This window comes from Ruegeria sp. AM4, from assembly GCF_056540665.1.
The window spans coordinates 19,539-42,871 of the sequence record NZ_JBQFXD010000016.1 but is presented as its reverse complement, the minus strand read 5'-3'; the positions used below and the strand labels follow the sequence as shown (position 1 = coordinate 42,871).

At 59.2% G+C, this 23,333-nt stretch carries 24 protein-coding genes; 7 read left to right on the top strand and 17 right to left on the bottom strand.

The annotated features are described in order from the left end of the window. The first annotated feature begins 2 nt into the window (after positions 1-2). Both ACR0JA_RS20865 and ACR0JA_RS20860 read left to right on the top strand, forming a co-directional pair. Positions 3-1,010, top strand: coding sequence for a flagellin (locus ACR0JA_RS20865; RefSeq protein ID WP_480579271.1), 1,008 nt, complete (start codon positions 3-5; stop codon positions 1,008-1,010). Beyond that, positions 1,007-2,101: a flagellar basal body P-ring protein FlgI gene (locus tag ACR0JA_RS20860; protein WP_480579269.1), complete on the top strand. Its 1,095-nt coding sequence runs from the start codon at positions 1,007-1,009 to the stop codon at positions 2,099-2,101. The genes ACR0JA_RS20865 and ACR0JA_RS20860 overlap by 4 nt, the downstream gene beginning before the upstream one ends. 47 nt (positions 2,102-2,148) lie before the next feature. Here ACR0JA_RS20860 and ACR0JA_RS20855 read toward each other — a convergent pair whose 3' ends face one another. From ACR0JA_RS20855 to ACR0JA_RS20825, 7 genes are all read right to left on the bottom strand, one after another. Then, complete coding sequence (locus tag ACR0JA_RS20855) at positions 2,149-2,793, bottom strand: DUF1523 family protein (protein WP_480579267.1); 645 nt, start codon at positions 2,791-2,793, stop codon at positions 2,149-2,151. Between the two features lie 10 nt (positions 2,794-2,803). Continuing rightward, positions 2,804-3,070 (bottom strand): hypothetical protein, encoded by a 267-nt coding sequence (locus tag ACR0JA_RS20850; RefSeq protein ID WP_480579265.1) that lies wholly within the window; start codon positions 3,068-3,070, stop codon positions 2,804-2,806. 1 nt (position 3,071) lies between these two features. Further along, positions 3,072-4,409, bottom strand: a complete 1,338-nt coding sequence (locus ACR0JA_RS20845; RefSeq protein ID WP_480579263.1) for a DUF6638 family protein — start codon at positions 4,407-4,409, stop codon at positions 3,072-3,074. 57 nt (positions 4,410-4,466) lie between these two features. After that, positions 4,467-4,742, bottom strand: coding sequence for a hypothetical protein (locus tag ACR0JA_RS20840; protein ID WP_480579261.1), 276 nt, complete (start codon positions 4,740-4,742; stop codon positions 4,467-4,469). Positions 4,743-5,096: 354 nt separating this feature from the next. Next, positions 5,097-7,028: an AAA family ATPase gene (locus ACR0JA_RS20835; protein WP_480579259.1), complete on the bottom strand. Its 1,932-nt coding sequence runs from the start codon at positions 7,026-7,028 to the stop codon at positions 5,097-5,099. Between the two features lie 57 nt (positions 7,029-7,085). After that, positions 7,086-8,204, bottom strand: a complete 1,119-nt coding sequence (locus tag ACR0JA_RS20830; protein WP_480579257.1) for a hypothetical protein — start codon at positions 8,202-8,204, stop codon at positions 7,086-7,088. A gap of 297 nt (positions 8,205-8,501) precedes the next feature. Then, positions 8,502-9,581, bottom strand: coding sequence for a hypothetical protein (locus ACR0JA_RS20825; protein WP_480579255.1), 1,080 nt, complete (start codon positions 9,579-9,581; stop codon positions 8,502-8,504). Between the two features lie 271 nt (positions 9,582-9,852). Between ACR0JA_RS20825 and ACR0JA_RS20820 the strand changes: the two genes are divergently transcribed. After that, positions 9,853-12,036, top strand: coding sequence for an esterase-like activity of phytase family protein (locus ACR0JA_RS20820; RefSeq protein ID WP_480579253.1), 2,184 nt, complete (start codon positions 9,853-9,855; stop codon positions 12,034-12,036). Positions 12,037-12,108: 72 nt separating this feature from the next. On the opposite strand, the gene ACR0JA_RS20815 is transcribed toward ACR0JA_RS20820, so the two are convergent. The 7 genes from ACR0JA_RS20815 to ACR0JA_RS20785 form a co-directional block, all read right to left on the bottom strand. Further along, positions 12,109-12,540 (bottom strand): hypothetical protein, encoded by a 432-nt coding sequence (locus ACR0JA_RS20815; RefSeq protein WP_480579251.1) that lies wholly within the window; start codon positions 12,538-12,540, stop codon positions 12,109-12,111. A gap of 222 nt (positions 12,541-12,762) precedes the next feature. After that, entirely contained in the window at positions 12,763-13,230 is a 468-nt protein-coding gene (locus ACR0JA_RS20810) for an Hsp20 family protein (protein ID WP_480579249.1), read from the bottom strand. A 122-nt stretch (positions 13,231-13,352) separates the two neighbouring features. Beyond that, positions 13,353-14,087, bottom strand: a complete 735-nt coding sequence (locus ACR0JA_RS20805) for a trypsin-like serine peptidase (protein ID WP_480579247.1) — start codon at positions 14,085-14,087, stop codon at positions 13,353-13,355. A gap of 80 nt (positions 14,088-14,167) precedes the next feature. Next, entirely contained in the window at positions 14,168-14,953 is a 786-nt protein-coding gene (locus ACR0JA_RS20800; RefSeq protein WP_480579245.1) for a trypsin-like serine peptidase, read from the bottom strand. A 118-nt stretch (positions 14,954-15,071) separates the two neighbouring features. Beyond that, on the bottom strand, positions 15,072-16,394 hold the full coding sequence (glcF, locus tag ACR0JA_RS20795; protein ID WP_480579243.1) for a glycolate oxidase subunit GlcF: 1,323 nt from the start codon (positions 16,392-16,394) through the stop codon (positions 15,072-15,074). A gap of 4 nt (positions 16,395-16,398) precedes the next feature. After that, the gene (glcE, locus tag ACR0JA_RS20790; protein ID WP_480579241.1) at positions 16,399-17,499 is read right to left on the bottom strand and encodes a glycolate oxidase subunit GlcE; all 1,101 of its coding nucleotides are present in this window, start codon (positions 17,497-17,499) and stop codon (positions 16,399-16,401) included. A 65-nt stretch (positions 17,500-17,564) separates the two neighbouring features. Further along, the gene (locus tag ACR0JA_RS20785; RefSeq protein WP_480579239.1) at positions 17,565-19,004 is read right to left on the bottom strand and encodes an FAD-linked oxidase C-terminal domain-containing protein; all 1,440 of its coding nucleotides are present in this window, start codon (positions 19,002-19,004) and stop codon (positions 17,565-17,567) included. Positions 19,005-19,086: 82 nt separating this feature from the next. On the opposite strand from ACR0JA_RS20785, the gene ACR0JA_RS20780 reads away from it, so the two are divergent. Together ACR0JA_RS20780 and ACR0JA_RS20775 are read left to right on the top strand one after the other, a co-directional pair. Then, positions 19,087-19,797 (top strand): DUF599 domain-containing protein, encoded by a 711-nt coding sequence (locus ACR0JA_RS20780; protein WP_480579237.1) that lies wholly within the window; start codon positions 19,087-19,089, stop codon positions 19,795-19,797. A gap of 35 nt (positions 19,798-19,832) precedes the next feature. Further along, positions 19,833-20,180, top strand: a complete 348-nt coding sequence (locus ACR0JA_RS20775; protein WP_480579235.1) for a hypothetical protein — start codon at positions 19,833-19,835, stop codon at positions 20,178-20,180. Positions 20,181-20,183: 3 nt separating this feature from the next. Here the strand turns inward: ACR0JA_RS20775 and ACR0JA_RS20770 are convergent, their stop codons facing one another. Genes ACR0JA_RS20770 through rsfS form a run of 3 tightly spaced genes read right to left on the bottom strand, consistent with a single transcriptional unit; the run spans position 20,184 to position 21,545 of the window. Beyond that, a complete protein-coding gene (locus ACR0JA_RS20770) occupies positions 20,184-20,669 on the bottom strand; it encodes a flavodoxin family protein (RefSeq protein WP_480579233.1) in 486 nt (161 codons plus the stop codon). A gap of 1 nt (position 20,670) precedes the next feature. Beyond that, a complete protein-coding gene (gene rlmH / locus ACR0JA_RS20765) occupies positions 20,671-21,141 on the bottom strand; it encodes a 23S rRNA (pseudouridine(1915)-N(3))-methyltransferase RlmH (RefSeq protein WP_480579231.1) in 471 nt (156 codons plus the stop codon). Positions 21,142-21,185: 44 nt separating this feature from the next. Then, positions 21,186-21,545 (bottom strand): ribosome silencing factor, encoded by a 360-nt coding sequence (rsfS, locus tag ACR0JA_RS20760; RefSeq protein ID WP_058276550.1) that lies wholly within the window; start codon positions 21,543-21,545, stop codon positions 21,186-21,188. 244 nt (positions 21,546-21,789) lie between these two features. Here rsfS and ACR0JA_RS20755 point away from each other — a divergent pair, with 244 nt between their 5' ends. Together ACR0JA_RS20755 and leuC are read left to right on the top strand one after the other, a co-directional pair. Beyond that, a complete protein-coding gene (locus ACR0JA_RS20755) occupies positions 21,790-21,885 on the top strand; it encodes an isopropylmalate isomerase (RefSeq protein ID WP_260023663.1) in 96 nt (31 codons plus the stop codon). A 43-nt stretch (positions 21,886-21,928) separates the two neighbouring features. Then, a complete protein-coding gene (gene leuC, locus ACR0JA_RS20750; protein ID WP_480579229.1) occupies positions 21,929-23,332 on the top strand; it encodes a 3-isopropylmalate dehydratase large subunit in 1,404 nt (467 codons plus the stop codon). Position 23,333 lies beyond the last annotated feature (1 nt).

The following is a 23,333-nucleotide window of genomic DNA, read 5'->3' as shown; positions in this document are numbered from 1 at the left end:
GGATGACACTGAATGCGATAGGCGATCTGGCGCGCAACATGACGTTGCGCACGCGCAGCGCCGAGATACGAAACCAGCTCGACACCCTCACGTATGAGATGTCGTCGGGCAAGGTAAAAGACGTCGCTGGGCGGCTGGGTGGCGATTACTCGCAATTGCTGGACCTGGACCGGAGCCTGGCCAGGCTGGACGCGTTCAAAATCGCCACGTCCGAGACGCGGCTGTTTGCGGACGCGATGCAATTGAGCCTTGGCACAGTTAACGCCTCCGTGGGCGAGGTGTCGGCGTCGCTGTTGTCATTCGCCACCGCAAACCAGACCACGACGTATGAACATGCCTCGGTCAAGGCCCGAAACGAACTTGATACGATGATGTCGGCTCTGAACGCGCGGGCGGGTGGTCGAAGCCTGTTTTCCGGCACCGCCACCGACATCTCGCCGCTGCCGTCGCCGGATGATCTGTTGAATGCCCTGCGAACCGAGCTGACAGGTTTGACCGCTGCAAACGACATCCGGCAGGCTGCGGAAGACTGGTTCAACGATCCTACCGGGTTCGAGGCCGTTATCTATCAGGGTTCCGACACAAATCTGGCCCCGATGCAAATTTCTGAAAACGAACGTATCAACATTCCAATCAAGGCAAACGACCCGGGCATCCGGGCAGCCTTGCGCGATGTGGCTGTTGCCGCGCTGGCCTCTGACACAACCTTGAACCTGAGCCCCGATGTCAGAACCACGCTGTTTCGGCAATTGGGGCAGGATCTGGCAAATAATGACAGTGATTTCGTCAAGCTCAGGGCCAGTATAGGCGCATCTCAGGCCCGCGTAGAACAGGCCGCAACCCGAAACGCCGCGGCGCGCACCAGCTTGGAATTCGGCCGCAACAACCTGATCGGGGCCGATCCGGCAGAAACCGCAACGCAGCTGAAGGCGGTGCAATTCCAGCTGGAAAGCCTCTACTCTGTCACGGTTCGCAATTCGAACCTCTCGCTGGTGAATTTCCTGAGATGAAGGTTCTGATTTTTCTTCTGCTCTTTTTGCCTGGGTTGGCAACGGCCGGGGCTATCCGCCTGAAGGATCTGGTGGACTTTGACGGGGTGCGCGGCAACGACCTGGTCGGATACGGCCTTGTGGTCGGGTTGAACGGAACCGGCGACGGTCTGCGAAACTCTCCCTTCACCGAAGAGATCATGTCAAACATCCTCGAACGGTTGGGCGTCAACGTCACGGGCGAGGACTTTCGCCCCAAGAACGTTGCCGCTGTGCTGGTTACGGCCAGCCTGCCCCCGTTTTCGCGCGTCGGCAGCCAGATCGACGTCACGGTCTCGGCAATCGGGGACAGCAAAAGCCTGCTTGGTGGGACGCTGATCATGACGCCGTTGAATGCCGCAGATGGTCAAATCTATGCGGTTGCTCAGGGCACGGTTCTGGCTGGTGGAGCAGTGGCCGAGGGCGAGGCTGCCACTGTCGTGCGCGGGGTTCCGACCTCGGGCGTGATCCCGGCAGGTGCGCGCGTCGAGCGGGAGATCGACTTTGACCTGTCGGCGCTGACACAGCTGCGCCTTGCTTTACGGGAGCCTGATTTCACAACGGCGGGCCGCATTGAAACCGCGATCAACACCGAGTTCAATCGCGCGGTTGCGATCATGCGGGACTCGGGCACTGTTGAGCTTAATATCACCGCCACGCAGTCGACCTCGACAGCGCATGCCATCGGCCGCATCGAGAACATTTTGGTGCAGCCGGAAACAAAGGCCCGCGTTGTTGTCGATCAGCGGTCGGGGACAATTGTGATGGGGCAGGATGTCCGGATTTCGCGCGTCGCCGTATCCCAAGGCAACCTGACCCTCACCGTTGAAGAGGCCCCGATTGCCGTTCAACCCAACCCGTTTGCACGTGGCGAAACGGTCGTGGTCCCCAGAACCGTCGCCGGCATCGAAGAGGAAGAAGGCACCGGTCTTGCCGAAATTCCCGAAGCCGCCACCCTGTCTGAGGTTGTCGCTGGGTTGAACGCCCTGGGCGTTTCCCCCCGCGACATGATCGACATCTTGAAGACGATCAAGGCGGCGGGCGCGCTGCATGCCGAATTTGTTGTCAGGTAAAATGCCCAAAGGGGGGCGCGGCTTTGCGCACACCCCCTCGGGGCAATTCATTTTGATTTCCAGCTGTCCAACCAGCGGCGGAATTTACCGCGTCTTTCCTCGATCGCGTCGCCTGCGGCGTAGATCCCGTCCTCGACGCTTTCCAGCATGGGATCGATACGACGCTGCCAGAACCTGCGCCAACGCACCCAAAGCGCCCAGACCACGGCGGCAAACACGGTCAGGAAGATGATGTTGAACCAGGGAATGATGTGCACATCCGGCCCCTCGACATGCCGAATGAAGATCGCATTGGGAAAGATCGACATGAACTCGTTCCGCCACCCGTAGTGAGTCACGACGACCCAATCGGGATTCTCTTTCGTCGATTTCGCATCATTGGCTTCGGTGTAAAGGTTGGCCGTGTCGAACTTGAAGTAGGGCGGCCAACCCCAGCCGGTGTCCTCGTTCCGGTAAACAATAGGTTTGCCATTGGCGCGAACCGCCTGGATGAACTGCACATCGCGATTGGACAGGCTGGTTGACTGGTCTTCAGGCTCGGACCAGAAAATCCGGGTCCAGTCGGTCAGATCCTGCCGCTCTTCATAGGTGTTGACGATCCGCACGACGTCGTGCTGCGGCAGAGAGTACTGCAAAACCACAGCAATCATGCCCCAGAAGATGATAATGAACGCCCATTTCACATAGGCCATGCCGTAATCCTCACATATAATTCACGATATAGATCAGCGCGCCGATTGCCACCCAAGGGACAATATAGACGCCCAGGATCAGCTTACGCCGGAACGAATTGTCGTAGACATGCAACCCGCGTTCGACAAACGCCTCTTTGTCGCCTTTCTTGCCCTTTTCGTCCCACCAGGCCTCGAGCTTTCGACGGCGGACACCACGCGAATAGTAAGACAACGCAAAATAGGCAACCGTTTGAAGGACCAGCAGGATCAGAAACAGGCGCATCGCTCCGAACATCTCAATCCCTCCTCAACGCGCCCCAGGGGCCGACCCGGGCAATCACCGTTTCGCTGACCCTGTCGTCACCGCTCATATCCGGTTCATGACCAAACAGGGCCGCGCGTGCGCCTGCCTTGTCCACCTGATACTCGCGCGCCAGAAATTCGGCAACATAGGCCTTTTTGGTCTCGGGCCAGGTCGCGTATGTGCTGTAAAACAGTTCCTTGTGGCAGATGAACATCTGCCGCGGGTCCAGCGGCGCCAATTCCGTCAACAGCATATTGACCAGATCGCGGTTTGGCGTGTCAGCTGCACGCAGGGTGTAGAAATACGCCGGATGGTCCGAAGTAATGCGCGGCCACGGCCCGCCTGCAGTCGCCCAGCGCAACAGCTGAGCCAACCCGTGATACGCCGCGGGCAGACGGTCCGAATGCGCCCGTGCGAGACGCCGCATATCGCTGCGATCCAGATCCGTCAGATCGACACCCGCGTCCGCAGCAGCGGCGATTGTCAGAAAGTCCATCTTCTGTTGCAGGATTGCGGCGGAATCCACATTGCGGGCCTCGATGATGGTCTCAACCAACCCGTTCAACCCCAGGAATTTCGCAATCCGATTGTGCTGGCTGCGATCGAACACGAATTTGACCGGCAGATCCTCGGCCTTGTCGCCCATGCAGATGGCGGCCGGATGGTCGACGTCGGGAAACAGGTAGAGCCCCCCGAAATGCGCCGTCCAGAAATTGCGCTGCTCAAACGCGGTGTGACGCAGGCGCACCGGGTTGCGTGTGACGTCGCCGGTTTCTTTGGCGGTTTCGATCATCTTGGCGATCAACACATCGTCGAACCAGGCGTCCTCTTCGGTTTTGAACTGCTCGACCATGCCCGCGAGTTGTTCTGCCTTGCGCAGCGTTCCGCCTGCGGTATCCGCCTCGATCTCGATCTTCTGGATGTTGAACAGATCACCCGGGGTGGTGAGTTTGATGACCGAGTTCACCAACTCTCCGGCCACCGCATCGGTGGCGGTCAGGGCAAACAGCTGCGCCTCGTTCAACTCGATGAAGTCGCGCAGAATATCGCGCGAGGTCGAGAATTTGACGTTCAGCAGAGGCGCGCGTTTCTGCTCGGTCGTCAGCAGGATGAACTGCCGGTTGACGCCGTTGGGGTTGAGATAAAGCTCATCCTCCAGCTCAATCCCCACCTCCGGCGAATAGCCCGAGATATCCACATGGAAATCCGTCAGCGCCGTGGTCTTGCCTGTCAGATGCTGCAGCGCGCGGTTATACCGCTCGACCAGAGCCGGGCTGGAGATGTGGACGAGATTGCCGAACATCAGGCCTTTTTCGATGAGGCGGATCATGAGAGCACCCGCGAGTTTCGAGTCAGCCTTCCAAATTCAAAGCTCCGAAGTGGAAGATCAATCATCGTTCGAATCTTCCTTCATATTGGAACTCAGCCGCTTCTCTCGGTCAGTCCAACCAAGAATATTCGGCAACTCAATGACAGTGAAAGCTACGCCGGCAAGCGAAAAGAAGTACTTTCTAAAAACGCCCCGCGGTGTTTCACCTTCTGCCAAAGCCGGACTGGCAGAAAACGGCCAGATATCTCCGAACTGGAAATACACGATGAGCCACGCACCTAAGGCCGGCAGCACCAAAATTCCTACGGCACGGTTGCATCCTTTAGCTTTCACTCGGTTCCCTCCTTGCCTCTGAATCTTCGCGAGAGTTCACAATTCGCGCCCGCATCAACCCAAAACTGGTCGCTGCTACCAACATTGCAGGAATGAACCAAATGGCGGCCCTTTGCAAAAACAGCGAAGGCATCTGACCGGGGCCAAATGCGTGCAGCAACGACTCCGGGTTGTCCAACGAGGCCCCGTTCATCCAAATCTCAAACAACGAACTCCAAACATAGCAGATCGCAAAAATGATCAGGCACAGTTTAGCAAAGGAGCTAAAAGTGCCCGGCCGCTTTCGGGCCACGGTGATCCCGAAAAAGACGCACGCCAGAACCAGCGTCGCAAGGACAAGAACAAGCCCTCCGGTCACCCCTTCCCCTCCAGATAACGCCGCTTTGCCTCTTCCATCCGACCCATCTCACGCACAGCGTTTTCGATGGCGACCTCGTCGCTTTTGTCGGCATAGCGGAACTCGCTGTCGGCGTAGCGGTTGATTTCCTGCATCACCATATCCACCGTAATCGGCTGGCGCAGGTCCTCGATCATCGCCTTCTTGGTGTCGTAGTCGCGGAACAGGAACAGGTCGGGGTTTTCCATCCATTCGTCGGGCAGTTCGAAATCCATCGCGCGGACCTTGACCGCGTCGGTGATGTTCTTGATCGCGCGACCAGTGAAGCGCTCATCCGCGGCTTGGATCGCCTTGAGGTAGGTGCCCAGCTTGGCGATGGTGTCCATCTGTCCAATCTCGCCCGAGACCCGGTCATAGACCTGCAACAACGCGTCCTCATGCGGGCGGGAATGGCTTTCGAAACTGGCGGCGACGGCCTTTTTGATCTCCTGCGCGGCATAGGCGTCGTGTTCGCCCAGCGGGATGTCGTGGTTGCGGCCCATCAGCAGGTGCAGGATGTCGATGTAATCCTCGCGCGTTTGCGGCCCGTCCACCAGAAACCGCGCGCCCGCGCGTTGGCGCAGGGCGTCGTCCACATTCTCGGGGTAGTTCGAGAACATGCCAAAAGTGCAGTTGCCACGCACGACGGTGTTGGCGCCCGCAAAACTCTCCATCAGTACGGCGGTGATTTCCAATTGCCCGGCCGAGGATTGCCGGTCGCCGCGTTTCCCCGCCAGTTGGTCGATATCGTCGATGGTGCCGAAGCCGATGACCGAGGGATCAATGATCGTGTTGATAAACGCCTTGGCATTCTGTCCGGATTTGCCCTGATAGCTGTCGATATTGTCCGTGCTCAGGTTCTGATAGCGGAACGGATAGCCCGCGTTCTGGCAATAGTCGTTGATCAGCCCGGCCATCATCTGGATCAGGGTGGTTTTGCCGGTGCCCGGTTTGCCGTCGCCCATGAAGGTAAAGATGAACCCGCCGAGTTCCGCAAACGGGTTCAGGCGGCGGTCGAAGTCATAGGCCATCACCATCTTGGCCAGCTTCATCGCCTGATACTTGGCGATATGGTTGCCGACCACCTCGTTCGGCTTCTTGAACGTCATGGTAAGCGTTGTGGACTTCGCCTTCGAGGCCGGTTCAAAGCCCCGGATGGTCAGATCATCCGCCTCGATATGCCAGGCTGCGTTCTGGAACGGGGCCAGATGACCGGCGGACTGGGCGCGCAGAGCGGCCTTGTCCATCAATTGCTCGGCATAGGCGCTGGTGGCCGCGATCAGGAGGGCGTCGTCGGGGGCGTGTTTGGCCAGCGTTTGGTCCAGCTCCCACAGCGCGCCATGCAGGGCAAGCTGGCCGTTATCGGTCAGGACCTCTTCGATCTCACCGACATCAACGGTGGTTCCGCCCAGATGCGAAGACATCAGATAAGCCAGCGCGTTCCCGAAAGTGTGGGATGTAATCAGAGCCTCGGCGGTCAACAAATCCGAGAATTCGGTCTTGCGCGCGGCGGGCAGATCCCCAGCCAGATTGGCCCGTTTCAAATCGGCCAGCGGTGTTTGTTCCGCATAGGCTTCGGCCACAGCCAGGGCGATGGCGATGCTCCGACGAATGGCCTGCTGCGTGGTCGCCTGAGGCGGAGAGACCAACGCATCGCCATCATCCGAAGCTTCGATCCGCTCGACCAGATGCACCCCATCCGCCCGCGTCACCCGCCGCGTCACCAACCCTGGCGTCGTGGACCGAAACCGCCGACCTGTCGACACGCCCGGAGACCGCTCAACCGTCGCCTCAGCCGCTTTGGCAATCCGCGGCGCGTGCTCGAACCCATTCAACAAGGCGGTCGCTGCCGGATAATGCTTACGAATATCCGACTCGCGCAATTCCATCTGATCTGACGTCAAACTCATTTCAAAAACCGCCCTTGCTTCATCTTTTCAAAAATACTCCCGCCGGAGGCATAAAACCTAATAGCGCAAGACCTGCCCCGACTTGCTGACCACGAACTTGCGCACATCCGCAAAGCCCGGCGGGTTGCGTTCGGCCAACACCTGAAACGGACGCTGTGGCAGGATGATCGACCGCTGCGTGCGCGTGGCCCCGGTTTCGGCGCCCTGCCCGCCGAACGGGTCCAGCGCGAAGACCTCTCGATCCACCGTCCCGAACCAGCCCGACCGTTCCTGAACCACCTCTTCGCTTTCCAACTCTTCGGTGGTCCAGGCCAGTGCCCAGTCCTGACCCGGCGGAGACTGTGCGTCCTCAAGCACTTGCCGCAAGGGGCCGGATTGCTCGGTATAGGCCGAGGAATACATCGGACCCACATGGATGCGGCGCAAATGCTTCGGGTGCAGGTCGTCGAAATCCTGATCAAAGCCCTTGGCGATCGTCACCAGTTTCAACCCGCCCAGCGCTTGCGCCATCAGATGCGCCTGCACCTCGGGCCAGCGGCGCTGGTCCTTGGGCAGGGCGGTTTTGCCGCTGTCCTCCAACTGCATCAGGTAGATGACCGGCAGGTTGATCTGGCTGTCATAGACCGCCCAATGGATCATGAACTTGCGACGCTCGCCCTCATTCCCGATCCAGTGGCATTCGGGATCGTTGCGAGCCCAGAACAGCTGACCTTTCAGCAATTCCTCGTAATAGAGCCTTTGAGACAGCGCGAATTGCAGCTTGGTCGGGATTTCCTGATCGCCGATGATCGTCCGCACCATGTCGGTTTTCAGGTCGTCTTCCGAGGGCATATTCGCCAGGTGCACCTGCGCCTGCTGCGCGTCATTGGCCATGGTCAGCAGCTCGGCCGCCACCGGAAACCCGCTGTCGCGCTTGTCCATGGCAAGGCTGCCAAAGAACCGCCCCGTATCGCGCCCGACCAGCAGGTATTTCATGGAAAGCGCGCGGAAGGTGTAGAGCAGCCCGGAGAGATAGCGCGACACGATCCGCACCTCTTGCTTGCTGATCGCGCCCTCCGCCTCCATCGTCGCGGCCACGCGCAGGAGGTGGACGGTGATCACCTCGAATTTGCGGAAATAGCGGCGCGAGGCGAAGGTGTCGGTCAGGCCGACATGGTCTTGGGTGGGGTTAGTCATTTTTTCTTTTTCTAAGGCTCGTGAAACCCACAACGTATAGGTGGGTTTGAGAAAAAGCCGATCCGAGTTTCCCAAAGCCTTTCACACAAAGCGCCAACAGCCAGATGTTTGCCACCCAATACCGTACGCACAGGTATGCGAACCCAACAGTCCATAGAGTAGCCAAGAAAAACCAAAGAACGAGGATTGGTCCTTCAGATGAGAATACAGAATTCTCAATGGCCAAGTATGCCAAATATAGTGACACAGCCATTGCCAGCGAAACGCACACAAATCTGACGAGAGGGCTTTTGAGCATTACCCACCATACAAATTCTTATCATGTTTCTCGACAATCGAGGCGAACCGGCGGGCAAAGCGTTCATCCGCCTTGGCCTTTTTCTCGAGCACGTCGCGGGCAAAGACCATGTGGTCCTCATGCGCCTCAAGCATGTCGGCCATTTTCTGGTTGGTCGCAGTGCCGATGGCGGCCATGGCGGTTTGCGCCTCTTGATCCGTCTGCACGCCGATCTCGTTGATGCGGTGGGCCACGTCCTGCTGTTGCGCGGTTTTCAGCGATTTGGTCAGGGCGTCATACAGGACCACGCGCTGTTGCGTGTCTGTCTGCAGCTTGTTGATCAGCACCATCTGCGTCGCCGCCTGGTTCTGTAGCGAGTCGACCCAGGTCTTGCCCTTTTCGATATAGCGTTCGAGCGTCTGGGATTTGGCCAGCTTGACTTGTTCCTCCTGAACCTTGGCGTTGTACTGCTTGTTCAACTCGGCCAATTCAGTCTCTAACTGGGTGCGCGCGGCAGCATCCTGTTCGACCGAAATTTTGTTTTCCAGCGTGATGATCGTCGGGTCCATGCCCTGAATCTCGGCGCGCAAGGCTTCCAGTTCGGCCACGGTCGCCTCACGATCGTCCAGCGTGACGGTCAGGTTGTCCTCAACCTTAACGCGCTGTTCTTCCAGCACCGACAACTGCCCTTCCAGCAGTTTGACGATCACGTCGGATTTGGCGATCAGGTCCTGCAGCTTGTCGTCGATATTGGCGGTGCGCATGCGTTCCTGCCGCATCGACTCGGATTTGGCCTTGGCGAAGATGCCGACAAACGACTCCCACCCGGTTTTCGACCGCATCTCGTCGAAATCCTTGGAAAACGCGTTGGTGACGTCATCCAGCCCCATGATCAGCTCGGCGATATTGGCGTTCATCACCTCGGTATGGGCATGCACGTCCTCGAGCGTGGCATTTTCGATGTCGATATCCGCCTCGGCAGTGCCGATCTTGGCGCGGGCCGCCTCAATCCGCGAGGTCAGCCCTTCGATCTGCGCCTGGCTCTCACGGACCTTGGTTTGCGTCTCCTGAATCAACGCCTCGAATTGCTGGTTCGACATCTTATTTCTATCCCTATTTTTCTTATCTACCCAATAACATAGGTAATGTTACGCCTATTTACATCCCCGCGGATGCTAAATTCCCGCAAAGATTGGCAAATTCAGGCGGGAAAAGATAGGTCGGACAACTCAGGCGCGAACGGAAACCGATGGGCGCGTCGCAGATGCAACGCACGCGCAAAGTTGTCACCAAAGTGAAACAAAACCGTCACGATCCCGCAACATAGGCCGTCCATCCCACTCAGCGTCCAAGTGAGAGAGGATATCACCCATGTCATTGCGCTGTGTCTGCCTGACATCTGCCCTTGCCCTGACCGCCGGTCAGGCTGTGGCAGAGATGAATTTCAACCGGATCGCGTCGTTCCCCGTCGTGAAAAACATGGCCGAAGGGGCCGATACCACCCGCGAAACCTCGCCCGAGATCATCGCGGCGACCGCAGATGGCATGACGCTGGTCTATACCGACAGCCCGCTGGGCGTGATCGGGATGGTGGATATCACCGACCCCGCGAACCCGGCACCGTTGGGCGCGATGGAGGTGGGCGGTGAGCCGACATCCGTGGGTATCGTTGGCGCAACGGCTTTCGTCGGTGTGAACACTTCGGACAGCTATACGGCGCCGTCGGGCAAGCTGATCTCGGTCGATATCGTAGGCAAGGCCGAAACCGGTGCCTGTTACCTGGGCGGCCAGCCCGACAGTGTCGCGATAGCCCCCGATGGCAGCTTTGTTGCCGTAGCGATCGAGAATGAACGCGACGAAGACCTGAACGACGGTATCATCCCACAACTGCCCGCTGGCTCGCTGGCCTTGGTGCCTCTGAAGGACGGTGCGTTGGATTGCAACGGTATGAAGATTGCCGCGCTGACCGGGCTGGCAGACGTTGCCCCAACGGACCCCGAGCCGGAATTCGTTGACATCAACAGCCTGGGCGAAACCGTCATAACTTTGCAGGAGAACAACCACATCGCGGTCGTCGACAAGGACGGCAATGTGGTCAGCCATTTCTCGGCAGGCGCGGTTGATCTGGAAGGCATCGACGCCACGGACGAACGGGGCGCTCTGATCTTCACCGAAAGCCAGCCGGGCCGCCTGCGCGAGCCGGACGCGGTCAAATGGATCGACGACAACCATTTCGCCACCGCCAATGAAGGCGATTACGAAGGCGGCTCGCGCGGTTGGACCATCTTCCACAAGGACGGCACGGTTGTTTACGAGAACGGCACCGAGTTCGAAAAAGCCATCATCCAGATCGGCCACTACCCCGACAAACGCTCGGACAGCAAAGGGGTTGAGCCGGAAAGCGTGACCGCGGCCACCTTCGGCGGCACGCCGATGATCTTTGTGGGGGCCGAGCGCGCCTCGGTCGTTGGGGTTTATGACGCCACCGATCCGGCCAACCCGGTTCTGAAACAGTTGCTGCCCTCGGGCGTCGGACCCGAAGGTTATGTCGCGATCCCGGAACGCAACCTGCTGATCTCGGCCAACGAAAAGGACCTGATCGAAGATGGCGGCCCGCGGGCGCATGTTTCAATCTTCGAATATCAGGACGCTCCCGCTGTCTATCCCCATTTGACGTCGGCAGGCGCGGATGAGCTGATCGGATGGGGGGCGCTGTCCGGTCTGGTCGCGGATGCGGACGACATGATCTATGCGGTCAATGACAGCTTCTACGGCTTCCAGCCGTCGATCTTCAAGATTGACCCCAGTCAGAAACCCGCCCGCATCGTGGACGTGATCCGCATCCACCGTCAGGACGGCAACCCGGCCCAGAAACTGGACCTTGAGGGCATCACGCTGGACGGCAACGGAGGGTTCTACGTCGCCTCCGAAGGCCGCACCGACCGCGTTATCCCGCACGCGATCTATCATGTCGGCGCAGACGGCCTGATCAAGGACCGCAAGGGCGAGATCGGCTTGCCCCCGGAACTGACGGCCCTCGAAAAGCGCTTTGGCTTCGAGGGCATCACCAAGGTTGGCGACACTCTGTGGATGGCGGTACAGCGCGAGTGGAAGGACGACCCGGAAAACCATGTGAAGCTGGTCGCTTACAACCTTGAGACCAAGGAATGGGGTGCGGTGCACTATCCAAAAGCTGATCCCGAAAAAGGCTGGGTTGGTCTGTCGGAAATCGTGGCCTTCGGCGACCATGTCTATGTCATCGAGCGCGACAACCAGCATGACCACCGCGCAGTCACCAAGAAAATCTATCGCATCCCGCTGTCCGAGATGGCCCCGGCCCCGCTCGGTGGCGAGCTGCCCGTTGTCAGCAAGCAAGAGGTCCGTGACCTTCTGCCTGACCTGACATCGACCGGCGGATACGTTCTGGACAAGATCGAAGGTCTGGCCATCCTGCCCTCGGGCGAGGCGTTTGTGATGACCGACAATGACGGCGTCGATGATGCCTCGGGTGAGACAATGTTCTGGTCAATCGGGTCGGTCACGGCCGGGAATTGATCTCAGAAAAGAAATCGGCCCGGCGCATGGGATACGCGGGGCCGATTTATTGACCGCAAATGTAAGCCCGATTCAATAGTGCGAATAGCGGAAATTCACGACTTTGTCGTCCTGGATCGCACAATGCGCCTTGATATAGCTACGCGCATCCGTTCGGTCGTTTGAACGCGCGACCTCGAGGTCGATCAGGTTGATGCCATCTGCATTTTCGGTGAAGGACAAGGTCCGCTCGAAGTCCACTGCGTAAAAACCCTGATTTGACATCGCGGAATGGGTCCGGTGCATACACAGGCCGATGGCATTTTCTTTGGCCGAAACGTGCGGGTGCTTCTGGTAATGCGAGCCGTGCTTGTGATGATGCTTGGCAATCGATGCCCCCAGCACACCCAGCGCGACACCTGCGATCAACGCATCCGTGTCGTCCGCCTTTGCAGGAGCGGAAGCCATCGAAGAAAGCGTGAATGCTGCACATAAAATTCCGGCTGAGATGAACTTGAAAGACATCGGTCGCTATATCCTTTTGCCAAACCAAGACCCGAGCGCTCAAAAGGCTCGTTGCAAAAAGACTAGCGCGAGGGTCGCGATCATTGCCAGTTTTTTCCAGCTGATGTGGTTTGAAAATGCGGTGCGGCGAAAACAAACAACGCCCCGCGTCTGGAGGAACGCGGGGCGTGCAGTCTGCGACAGTTCAGAGAGGCGGAACTATCGCCCAGTGATCAGGTAGCCTCAGTTTACGGCCTTGGCATCGACCACGTCTTTTTCGATGGCATTGGCCGAGGCGATCTCGATCCGGCGCGGTTTCAGCGCTTCGGGCACTTCACGCTTCAGGTCGATGTTCAGCATACCGTTTTCGTGGCTGGCGCCGGTGACGCGCACGTGATCGGCCAGCGCAAAGCGGCGCTCGAACGCGCGGGTGGCGATGCCACGGTGCAGATAGCTGCGCTCTTTTTCGTCAGCGGCTTTCTTGCCTGCAACGATCAGCGCGTTTTCCTTCACTTCGACCGACAGGTCAGCATCCGAGAAGCCCGCGACAGCGACCGAGATCCGATAGGTGTCAGCATCGGTTTTTTCGATGTTGTAAGGCGGATAAGTGGGCTGAGCGCCGTCATTGGTCAGAACCCGATCCATCATGTCGGCAATCTGGTCAAAGCCGATGGTCGCGCGGTGCAGCGGTGCAAAATCAAATGTACGCATGTGTGGTATCCTCATATCAGAGCGATCTACAGTTTGCCCTCCATTCGGACGGGCGGTGGAGTATACCGGGCCCCGTTTGCGGCGACCCGGTACAGTTCACATGGGTAGTGGCTGGAAGCAGTTCAAGACCCGCCGGCGCTGAGGAATTTGGCACCGGAACTGGACTTGTCTGACCCCGGTTGCAGGCGTCTGATCGTCGCCATGGGTCGCGGCGCGTCACGGCGCAGAATTGTTTTGAGTTCGGCCACTATTTCGGGCAATTCCATGCCGTAACCGATGGTGCGCCGACCGTCAGATGCGCCGGCGGATACAACAGAAAAGATCTGCCAGCGCGAACCTTTCTTTGCCAGAATAGCTGACCCGGACGAGCCGAAGGTTATATCGCAGTCAAAGCTGATCAGACCCTGTCCACGTTGCAGAATGCGGCACGACCGTTGGCGTGTGATCGCATCCGCCCGACCCCGCCCATACGAGGCAACGCTGATTTCGTTACCCAGAATTCGCCCGTCATAGAGGGCGAAGGGGTCAGCGACAGAATATGGGATCGGCTCTTCCAGCCGCATCAACGCGACATCAACGCGAACGCGCTGCACCGATACCGGCGCGTTGGCCACGAAAGCTGGGTGCGAGGCGATCTGGATAACCTTGCGATCGGCAAGCGATTTGCCATCGCTCAGACCTGCACGAAATGTCACCTTTCCTGGCGGATAAGGTCTGCCAGTTGCTTTGTCCAACGCACAATGAGCCGCAGTCAGCACCAGATCCCGCGCGATCAGCGTCCCGGTACAAAACCCGCTCTCGCCAATATCCAGACGCCCGACAGCTTCCCAGCCATACAGGTCATCGCGATCGGTCAATCGGCGCTGATTGCTCAACTGCGCCTGTGCTGCTGTGCCGAAAATAGCCAAACAAAATAATACCTTGATCAAATGATGGATCATGGTTTCAGAAACCTCGCTCCTATGTTTTTTCCAATCCCCTCGGTCGACGCCGTATGCCCTCGTCCTTGGGCCAGTTCTGTCTGCAAAAGTTCCAAAGATTCCTCGAGCGCGGTGCCCAGCGCCACGCGGCTGCCGCCCATTTCCGCCTTGGCGGCCACGACCGATACGATCCGTGGCCGCTCGTACGCGAAGGAAAAGACCGGCGCACCCGATGCCCCGAAGTCAACATTGCAGGACATCACCAGAACGCCGGACTGGCGCGCCACGATGGAACACACCTCTTGCAACGAGGGCGCCTCGGCGCGGTCTTCCGCATATGAGACGACGCCGACATCTTCGCCCTGCGCCGGTCTGTCCCCGGTTTCAAACGGAATGACGGATGTGTTGCGGATCGGCTGCCACAGCTCAATCAGCGCGATGTCGTGGCGCACTCGGTCCGCGGTTGTGTCAGCATTGAAATCATAACCGGGGTGAATCACGGTTTGCCGCGCGGCCCGATAGGCCGAGGCGTGACCCAGTCGCCACCCGGCCAGAAACTCGATCCGGCCCGGGTCGATCCGCTGGCCCGAAACTTTGTCATAAAGGCAATGGGCCGCCGTCAGCACCAGAGTCGGAGAGATCAGCGCCCCGGTGCAAAACCCCGTCCCGTCAATGTTGAGACGGCCAACGGCCATCCATTGCCGCCCGGAATCGGTGGTGTTCAAGCTTTTCAACCCGGAATCCTGCGCCATAGCCGCCAGCGGCAGCATCCCAAAGGCGATGGCTGTGATCCATTTGCGCACGCGCGACTCCGGCGGTTTTTCCGAACACCGAAACTACCCGCGCTGTGGGGCGAAAATAGGGCAGGAAGGGCGTCCGGCAGAATTGGCCGGGTGTGATGCGTGAATGCAGCAGGCGATCCTAGCGCAAGATCGGGATGGGCGAAGCCGTGGCTTGTCCGCGTTGCAGGACGCCCGGCACGGGGCCGCCCGTTGCCCAATCCAGCAATTCGACCGTATGCACCACCGGGATGTCCGTGCCCGACCCGATCTGCATCATGCAGCCGATATTGCCTGCCGCGATGATGTCCGGGGTCGTGGCTTCAAGCGAACGTACTTTGCGCTCTTTGAGCTTTGCTGAAATCTCTGGTTGCATCAGGTTGTACGTTCCGGCCGACCCGCAGCACAAATGGCTGTTAGCAGGCTCTAACACGGCGAATCCAGCCCGTTTCAACAACTCCTTAGGATGGGTCTTGATCTGTTGCCCATGCTGCAGGGAACAGGCAGCATGATAAGCAACTTTCAGGTCTTTCCGGTCACCTTCCGGCATCTCCAGCTGCATCAAAAGTTCGCTGACATCCATGGTGATCGCCGATACCCGCGCAGCGTCGCGCGCAAGGGGATCGTTGCGGAACATATGGCCATAATCCTTGACGGTGGTTCCGCAACCGGACGTGTTGATGACGATGGCATCGAGACCGCTCCCATCCAGTTCTGCGCTCCAGGCCCGGATATTGGCTGCGGCTGCCGCATGGCTTAAGTCGGTTTTTCCCATGTGATGCGTAAGCGCCCCGCAGCAGCCGGCCCCTTCGACCACGACAACTTCGCACCCAAGCCGCGTTAACAGGCGGATCGTGGCATCGTTGATATCCGTGTTCAGCGCCTTTTGCGCGCAACCGGTCATCAACGCGACCCGTTTCTGGCGCGGGCCTTCGGGCGCAAAGCTCTGCGGGTCGTCATTGCGGCTGACCGGCGGGATGTGCCGGGGTGCCATATCCAGCATCGCGCGCAGGCGGGCATCCGGCATCAGAAACCGGAACGGGCGACCCAGTTTGGCCCCGATCAGGGCCCAGCGAAACCGCGTCGGATAGGGCAGGATACGCGCCAACACCCAGCGCAAGGCACGGTCGGAAAACGGGCGCTTATACTTCTGCTCGATATAGTCGCGCGCGTGATCTACCAGATGCATATAATGTACGCCCGACGGGCACGTGGTCATGCAGGCAAGACAGGACAGGCACCGGTCGATATGCTTGACGGTTTTTGCATCTGGCACACGCTCGTTTTCCAGCATGTCCTTGATTAGATAGATGCGCCCGCGCGGGCTGTCGAGCTCATCGCCAAGCACTTGGTAGGTCGGACAAGTGGCCGTACAGAAGCCACAATGCACGCAGCTGCGCAGGATTTCGTTTGACCGTCGAATGGTCGGATCCTGCAATTGCTTGTCGGTGAAAACTGTCTGCATTTCGCTACCCCATCAACCCCGGATTGAGAACACCTCGCGGGTCGAATTTCTGCCGAACTCCCTTTGTCAGAGCCGCAATTTCCTTCGTTTCCGGTTGGAAGCGACCCAAGGACTTGAATGTCTCGTCACTGGCGCGGATCAGGGTCGCATGTCCGGCTATAGCACCAAGACGCGCGCGCACGTCGGTCCCTTGCGGGACGAGCGCCCAGATCAGACCCCCGCCCCAATCGAACAACAGTCGATCCGCATCCAGCTTTTTGGCAATCCCGGGCGCTTCGCTCGGCCTGACCGATATCCGCCAAATATCTCCGGCCCCATCCGCCAAGCCGCGGACATCGCGGAGATCGCGCCACAGGTCTTGTGACTCAGCGTGGTCCGAGACCTCTCCCAACGTCGCCAAATCTGCACGCAGCTTGCCGCTGCGATAGGCAACCGAATCCGCAAACCCTTCGAGTCGCAGGAAAGCTGACCCCTGCGCCGGATCATAGGCGGCGCCTGTCACTTCGAAGGGGGACCGCAGTGCCGCCGACATAACCTGGACCGCAGCTTCGATGCCAGGAACCCGAACCATCAGTGTTGCGGACGCCTCGGGCTTTGGCAGCACTTTCAGCGAAACCTCGGTCAGAACGCCCAGCGTCCCCCAGGACCCCGCCATAAGCTTGACCAGATCATAACCGGTTACGTTCTTCATTACCCGCCCGCCGTTTTTGATGACACGCCCGCAACCGTCGACAAAGCGCACGCCCAGCAGAAAATCACGACAGGCACCCGATTGTATCCTGCGCGGCCCCGAGACATTTGCCGCAACAACTCCGCCAATGGTTGGCTCGCCGCTGGTGCCCAGCAAAGCGCGATGATCCATCGGTTCAAAAGCCAGCTGCTGCCCTTCGGCTTCCAACGCCGCCTCAACCTCGGCCAAGGGCGTTCCCGCCCGCGCCACAAGCGTCAACGCACCGGGCTCATACAGTGTGATGCCACTCAGCCGCGCCGTGCTCAGCACTGGTGCTGCACCGGTCACACCGCGCGTGCCGCCGCCAACAATCCGCACCGGGCCATTGAGCCCAGCCACCAGTTCGGCCAGTTCCGCTTCTGTTTCTGGTCCCATGTCACTTCTTCTGTTCAAAAATACCTCGGGGGGGTCGCAGCTTGCTGCGGCGGGGGCAGAGCCCCCTATTCCGCCGCCATCCGACGCGCCTCGGACACGTCCAGTGGAAAGACCTTGGCCGGGTTCAACAACCAGCTCGGATCGAACACATCTTTGATCGCCATCTGCGCCTCAAGATCCTGTGGAGCATATTGATGGCTCATCAGATCTCGCTTTTCGATGCCGACCCCATGCTCGCCCGTCAAGCAGCCGCCCGCATCGACGCAGAGTTTCAGGATATCGGCCCCAAACGCCTCGCACTTCTCGAGATCGCCCGGTTTGTTGGCGTCGAACAGGATCAGCGGATGCATGTTGCCATCGCCCGCATGAAAAACGTTGCCGACGGGCAGGCCGTATTCCTCGCTCAGTTCTCCGATCCTACGCAGCACATCGGGCAGTGATGACACCGGGATCGTGCCATCCAGGCACATATAGTCGTTCATCTGCCCCATGGCACCAAAGGCCGATTTGCGACCCAGCCAGATCTTTGCGCTTTCCTCAGCCGACTGGCTTTCGCGGATTTCGACCGGTGTGTGGCGTCTGGCGATCTCGATGATTTTGGACAGTTGATGGTCAATTTCGGTTTCCGAGCCTTCGACCTCAACAATCAGCAAAGCCGTGCAATCGGGATAGCCCGCATGGGCAAAGTTCTCACAGGCTTTTATGCACAACGTATCCATGAATTCGATCGCCACCGGCAGAATGCCGGACTTGATGATGTCCGACACGCATTGACCGGCGACAGCATTGTCATCGAACCCCATCAGCACGGGCCGCGCCCCTTCGGGCTTGCGCAGGATGCGCAACGTGGCCTCGGTCACAACACCCAGTTGACCTTCGGACCCGCAAATGACGCCCAACAGGTCCAGCCCGCCAGCGTCCAGATGCGCGCCGCCGATCTCAACCACGCTGCCATCCATCATGACCATGGTCACGCCCAGCAGGTTGTTGGTGGTCACACCGTATTTCAAACAATGCGCCCCGCCCGAATTCATCGCGATATTGCCCGCGATCGCGCAGGCCAACTGGGATGACGGATCAGGGGCGTAAAAGAAATCCTCTTCTTCGACCGCGCCGGTCACGCTCAGGTTGGTGCGGCCCGACTGCACGCGGATAAAGCGGTTGTCATAGTCGGTCTCAAGCACTTCGGTCAGCCGCGCGACACCAAGGATCACGCAATCGGCCGTTGGCAGCGCGCCACCGGCCAGCGACGTGCCCGATCCGCGCGGCACCACTGGCACGCCTTCTTCATGGCAAATGCGCAGAACGTCCGAGACCTCTTGCGTGGTCGACGGCAGCACCGCCAGCATCGGAGGGCAGCGATACGCCGTCAGGGCATCGCACTCATATGCCCGCGTCTCAGCCGGATCGTGGATCACTGCATCGGGGGGTAGAACCTGTTGCAAACGGGCCAGAACCGCTGGTTTGCGCGCAAGCACATCGGGATTTGGCTGTGGCATTTCCATTGCTGATCCTCCAGTTTGGTAAAATAATATTACCAATTTAGCCGTCTGGCAAGTTTTCGCCTTCGGACGTAATGTCGCTGACATGACGTGGATTGACCGAGCGCACCTGTTTTCACCGCTGGACTACGCCGCAATTCTGCTTTTGCTGGGTGGCTGGCTTTGGATCGGGTGGCGGATCGAAAACCCGGCACCATCAAAGCCGTCCGTTGCGACGATGATGGATGACTATCGCCGGGCGTGGATGCGCGAGATGGTTACGCGCCAGCCCAGGGTGTTCGATGCGCAAGTCGTAGCTGCAATGCGGCAGGGCAGCACCTTCTTTGCCTCGACCACGATGATTGCGATCGGCGGTGGCCTCGCCCTGCTTGGCAATACCGAGCGGTTGGCAGGCGTCGCAAACGATCTGGCTATTGGCAGCGCCCCGGCAATGGTGTGGGAAATCAAGATCCTGATCATCATCGCCCTGCTGGCCAACGCGTTTCTGAAATATGTCTGGGCTCATCGCCTGTTCGGGTATTGCGCCGTGTTGATGGCTGCTGTGCCCAACGATCCCGAAGACCCGCAAGCCTATCCGCGGGCCGCACAAGCGGCCGAGATCTGTGTCACGGGTGCGCGCAGCTTTAACCGAGGGTTGCGCGTTACCTATTTTGCGCTGGCATCGGTTGCCTGGATACTGGGACCCGCGGCATTGATCCTCAGTTCATTGGTGACACTGGGCGTGCTGTACCGGCGCGAATTTGTCTCGAATTCACGCGCGGTTCTCATGGCGCGGCCCCCGAACACACAGTCGTGATTCCAACGCAGCCCTTCAACCCGTAAGTTCGGGTCATGCGATATATGATTCTCAGCCTTCTTCTGGCCGGTCCAGCCCTTGCCGATTCACCGGTGATCGAAAAGGTCTCGGCCAGCCGCAGTGGTGACACGTGGCGATTTGATGTGACGATCCGGCATCCCGATACCGGCTGGGATGACTACGCCGATGGCTGGCGCGTGTTGGACATGGAGGGAACCGAACTGGGCATGCGCGTATTGCATCATCCCCATGTCGATGAGCAGCCCTTTACCCGATCGTTGAGTGGCGTCGCGATCCCAGAGGGCATGACACAAGTACAAATTCAGGCGCGCGACAATGTTGGCGGTTGGAGCGAAGACACCACCATCGTTGATCTGAACTAGGGTTCAAAACACCCCAAGACTCAGGCCAGCGGCCATCGCGGCCCCGATCTCGCGACATTTCTCAAGCTGATCTTTTGGGATGGTCTTCTCCGCCAGGATCGCCTCAGGCGACTGGGCATGTGTGCACAGGATCAATGGTGGCTGAACCTCTTTCAGCCGCCAGCCGGTTGCGATCCGGGCAGTCTGACGGGCGGCGTTTTGGCCATCGGACCCAGTACAGATCATTTGTGCATAGGGCCGCCCTTCGATCCGTCCAAGTACGGGATAGTAACAGCGGTCGAAGAACTCCTTCATCAGACCCGAAAGTGCTGCCAGGTTTTCGGGCGCGCAAAAGATATACCCGTCTGCTGCCAGCAAATCCTCGGGTCCGGCTTGATCAGCGAATTTCAGAACGGTGTCTGCTTCGGCGCGCGCAGCCTCGGCCGCCGCTTCGGCCATCTGCCGTGCGCCGCCGGTGCGTGAATGATATACGATCAGCAGCTGCGCCATCTCAGACCCGGTGGTAGGGACCGCCCGACAAGATGGTAGCGGCCCGGTAAAGTTGCTCGGCCAGCATCACACGGACCAGCATATGGGGCCAGACCATCGATCCGAATGAGATGGAAAAATCGGCCTCAGCCCGCAGATCAGGGTCTATTCCGTCCGCTCCACCGATGATCAGCGCCAGATCCTGCCGCCCGGCGTCGCGCCAGCCCCCCAGCTTTTTGGCGAAATCGGGCGAGGACATAATCCGCCCACGCTCATCCAGCGTGCAGATCACTGCGCCCTTGGGCAACGCCTTGCGCAACAATGTGGCCTCGGCACCCATACCGGCATTTTTCTTGTCTTCAACCTCGATCACGCGCGCAGGCCCAAGGCCCAAGCCGCGTCCGGTCCGGTCAAATCGGGTCAGATAGTCATCAAGCAGGGATTTCTCCGGTCCGGCGCGCAATCGCCCGACCGCAACGATGCTGATACGCATGTCTCTCTCGCCTCCGGCCCCTCAATACGGGCCGGGATAGCGCCTCAGTTCGCCGAGGCGCTGCCGCCCTGGGGCAGCCACATCTTTTCCAGCTGATAGAATTCACGCACTTCGGGGCGGAAGATATGGACGATCACGTCGCCCGTATCGATCAGCACCCAGTCGCCGGCATCCTTGCCTTCGACCTTCGAGGTGAAACCGAATTCCTGCTTGATGCGATCCGTCAGTTTTTCCGCCATGGCCGAGACCTGACGGGTCGACCGACCCGAGGCAATAACCATGTGATCCGCGACGGACGACTTGCCTTGCAGGTTGATCTGCACGACGTCTTCGGCCTTGTCATCGGAAAGTGAGGAAAGGATACGTTCAAGCAGCTTGTCGCTGATTGACTGAGAGTGGGCCATTACGCTGGCCCCATCTTCGGCGGGCAAACCCGCCTGTGTATGTAGAGACAGGACATAGTCCTCCTTTGCTGCGCGCCGTCAAATCCCCGGCGCTGGGACACTTACAAGGTAACAAGCGCCCCATGACATTTCAATGAAGGCCCGGCGACCCTCGCAGGAATGTGCCCTGACGGCATCTGCTGGGTTGCACAAGACCTTGATAGATTCGGCCAGTGTCTATATCTGAACCGGCATGAGACTCAATGTGGCCCAAGAACAGAATCTGGAAGACCGCGCACGTTTGCGCGAACGGTTCTTTGGGGCTGCCCGCACGGTTCTGGCCCGCCTATCCGCGGCCTAAGCCAACTCGCCAGCTATTTCTCATTACATACGGGAGAGGACCGATGTCCCCCAAAACACTCTATGACAAGATCTGGGATGCCCATGTCGCGCACGAAGCCGATGATGGCACCTGCCTGCTGTATATCGACCGCCATCTGGTGCACGAAGTCACCAGCCCGCAGGCGTTCGAAGGCCTGCGCATGGCCGGCCGCAAGGTGCGTGCGCCGGAAAAGACCATCGCGGTGCCGGACCATAACGTTCCGACAACGCCGGACCGTGTGAACGGTATCGAAAACCCGGAATCGCGCATTCAGGTCGAAGCGCTGGACAAGAACGCCAAGGATTTCGGCATCCACTATTATCCGGTGCATGACGTGCGTCAGGGCATTGTCCACATCGTTGGCCCGGAACAGGGCTGGACCCTGCCCGGCATGACCGTTGTGTGCGGCGACAGCCACACCGCCACCCACGGCGCGTTTGGTGCTTTGGCCCACGGCATTGGTACTTCTGAAGTTGAGCACGTTCTGGCCACGCAGACCCTGATCCAGAAGAAATCCAAGAACATGAAGGTGGAAATCACTGGCAAATTGCAGCCGGGCGTGACCGCCAAGGACATCACTCTGGCCGTGATCGGCGAGACCGGCACCGCCGGCGGCACCGGTTATGTCATCGAATATTGCGGTGAAGCGATCCGTGACCTTTCGATGGAAGGTCGCATGACCGTCTGCAACATGGCCATCGAAGGCGGCGCTCGCGCAGGTCTGATCGCTCCGGATGAGACCACCTATGAATATGTCAAAGGTCGCCCGCATGCCCCGAAAGGTGCCCAGTGGGAAGCGGCGATGGACTGGTGGAAGACGCTCTATACCGACGAAGGCGCGCATTTTGACAAGGTCATCACCCTGCGCGGCGAAGACATCGCACCGGTTGTCACATGGGGCACCAGCCCCGAAGACGTGCTGCCGATCACCGCGACCGTTCCGAACCCTGAAGATTTCGAGGGCGGCAAGGTCGACGCGGCGCGCCGGTCAATCGAATACATGGGTCTGGAAGCCGGGCAGAAACTGAGCGAGGTCGAAGTCGACACCGTCTTTATCGGCTCCTGCACCAACGGTCGGATCGAAGACCTGCGCGCTGCGGCGGAAATCCTGAAGGGCAAAAAGATCAAGGACGGGATGCGCGCGATGGTCGTGCCCGGCTCGGGTCTGGTTCGCGCGCAGGCCGAGGAAGAGGGCCTTGCCGAGATTTTCAAAGAGGCCGGTTTCGAATGGCGTCTGGCCGGATGTTCGATGTGTCTGGCGATGAACCCTGATCAGTTGCAACCGGGCGAGCGCTGTGCTGCGACCTCGAACCGCAACTTTGAGGGTCGTCAAGGACGTGGCGGACGGACCCATCTGCTGAGCCCGGCAATGGCTGCCGCAGCGGCAATCACAGGACGGCTGACAGACGTCCGTGAATTGATGTAAG

Bases quoted from the DNA above. Each gene is read 5' to 3' on its own strand.
- ACR0JA_RS20865 (WP_480579271.1), top strand. From the start codon at position 3: ATGACACTGAATGCGATAGGCGATCTGGCGCGCAACATGACGTTGCGC.
- ACR0JA_RS20860 (WP_480579269.1), top strand. From the start codon at position 1,007: ATGAAGGTTCTGATTTTTCTTCTGCTCTTTTTGCCTGGGTTGGCAACG.
- ACR0JA_RS20855 (WP_480579267.1), bottom strand. From the start codon at position 2,793: ATGGCCTATGTGAAATGGGCGTTCATTATCATCTTCTGGGGCATGATT.
- ACR0JA_RS20850 (WP_480579265.1), bottom strand. From the start codon at position 3,070: ATGTTCGGAGCGATGCGCCTGTTTCTGATCCTGCTGGTCCTTCAAACG.
- ACR0JA_RS20845 (WP_480579263.1), bottom strand. From the start codon at position 4,409: ATGATCCGCCTCATCGAAAAAGGCCTGATGTTCGGCAATCTCGTCCAC.
- ACR0JA_RS20835 (WP_480579259.1), bottom strand. From the start codon at position 7,028: ATGAGTTTGACGTCAGATCAGATGGAATTGCGCGAGTCGGATATTCGT.
- ACR0JA_RS20830 (WP_480579257.1), bottom strand. From the start codon at position 8,204: ATGACTAACCCCACCCAAGACCATGTCGGCCTGACCGACACCTTCGCC.
- ACR0JA_RS20825 (WP_480579255.1), bottom strand. From the start codon at position 9,581: ATGTCGAACCAGCAATTCGAGGCGTTGATTCAGGAGACGCAAACCAAG.
- ACR0JA_RS20820 (WP_480579253.1), top strand. From the start codon at position 9,853: ATGTCATTGCGCTGTGTCTGCCTGACATCTGCCCTTGCCCTGACCGCC.
- ACR0JA_RS20815 (WP_480579251.1), bottom strand. From the start codon at position 12,540: ATGTCTTTCAAGTTCATCTCAGCCGGAATTTTATGTGCAGCATTCACG.
- ACR0JA_RS20810 (WP_480579249.1), bottom strand. From the start codon at position 13,230: ATGCGTACATTTGATTTTGCACCGCTGCACCGCGCGACCATCGGCTTT.
- glcF (WP_480579243.1), bottom strand. From the start codon at position 16,394: ATGCAGACAGTTTTCACCGACAAGCAATTGCAGGATCCGACCATTCGA.
- glcE (WP_480579241.1), bottom strand. From the start codon at position 17,499: ATGGGACCAGAAACAGAAGCGGAACTGGCCGAACTGGTGGCTGGGCTC.
- ACR0JA_RS20785 (WP_480579239.1), bottom strand. From the start codon at position 19,004: ATGGAAATGCCACAGCCAAATCCCGATGTGCTTGCGCGCAAACCAGCG.
- ACR0JA_RS20780 (WP_480579237.1), top strand. From the start codon at position 19,087: ATGACGTGGATTGACCGAGCGCACCTGTTTTCACCGCTGGACTACGCC.
- ACR0JA_RS20775 (WP_480579235.1), top strand. From the start codon at position 19,833: ATGCGATATATGATTCTCAGCCTTCTTCTGGCCGGTCCAGCCCTTGCC.
- ACR0JA_RS20770 (WP_480579233.1), bottom strand. From the start codon at position 20,669: ATGGCGCAGCTGCTGATCGTATATCATTCACGCACCGGCGGCGCACGG.
- rlmH (WP_480579231.1), bottom strand. From the start codon at position 21,141: ATGCGTATCAGCATCGTTGCGGTCGGGCGATTGCGCGCCGGACCGGAG.
- rsfS (WP_058276550.1), bottom strand. From the start codon at position 21,545: ATGGCCCACTCTCAGTCAATCAGCGACAAGCTGCTTGAACGTATCCTT.
- leuC (WP_480579229.1), top strand. From the start codon at position 21,929: ATGTCCCCCAAAACACTCTATGACAAGATCTGGGATGCCCATGTCGCG.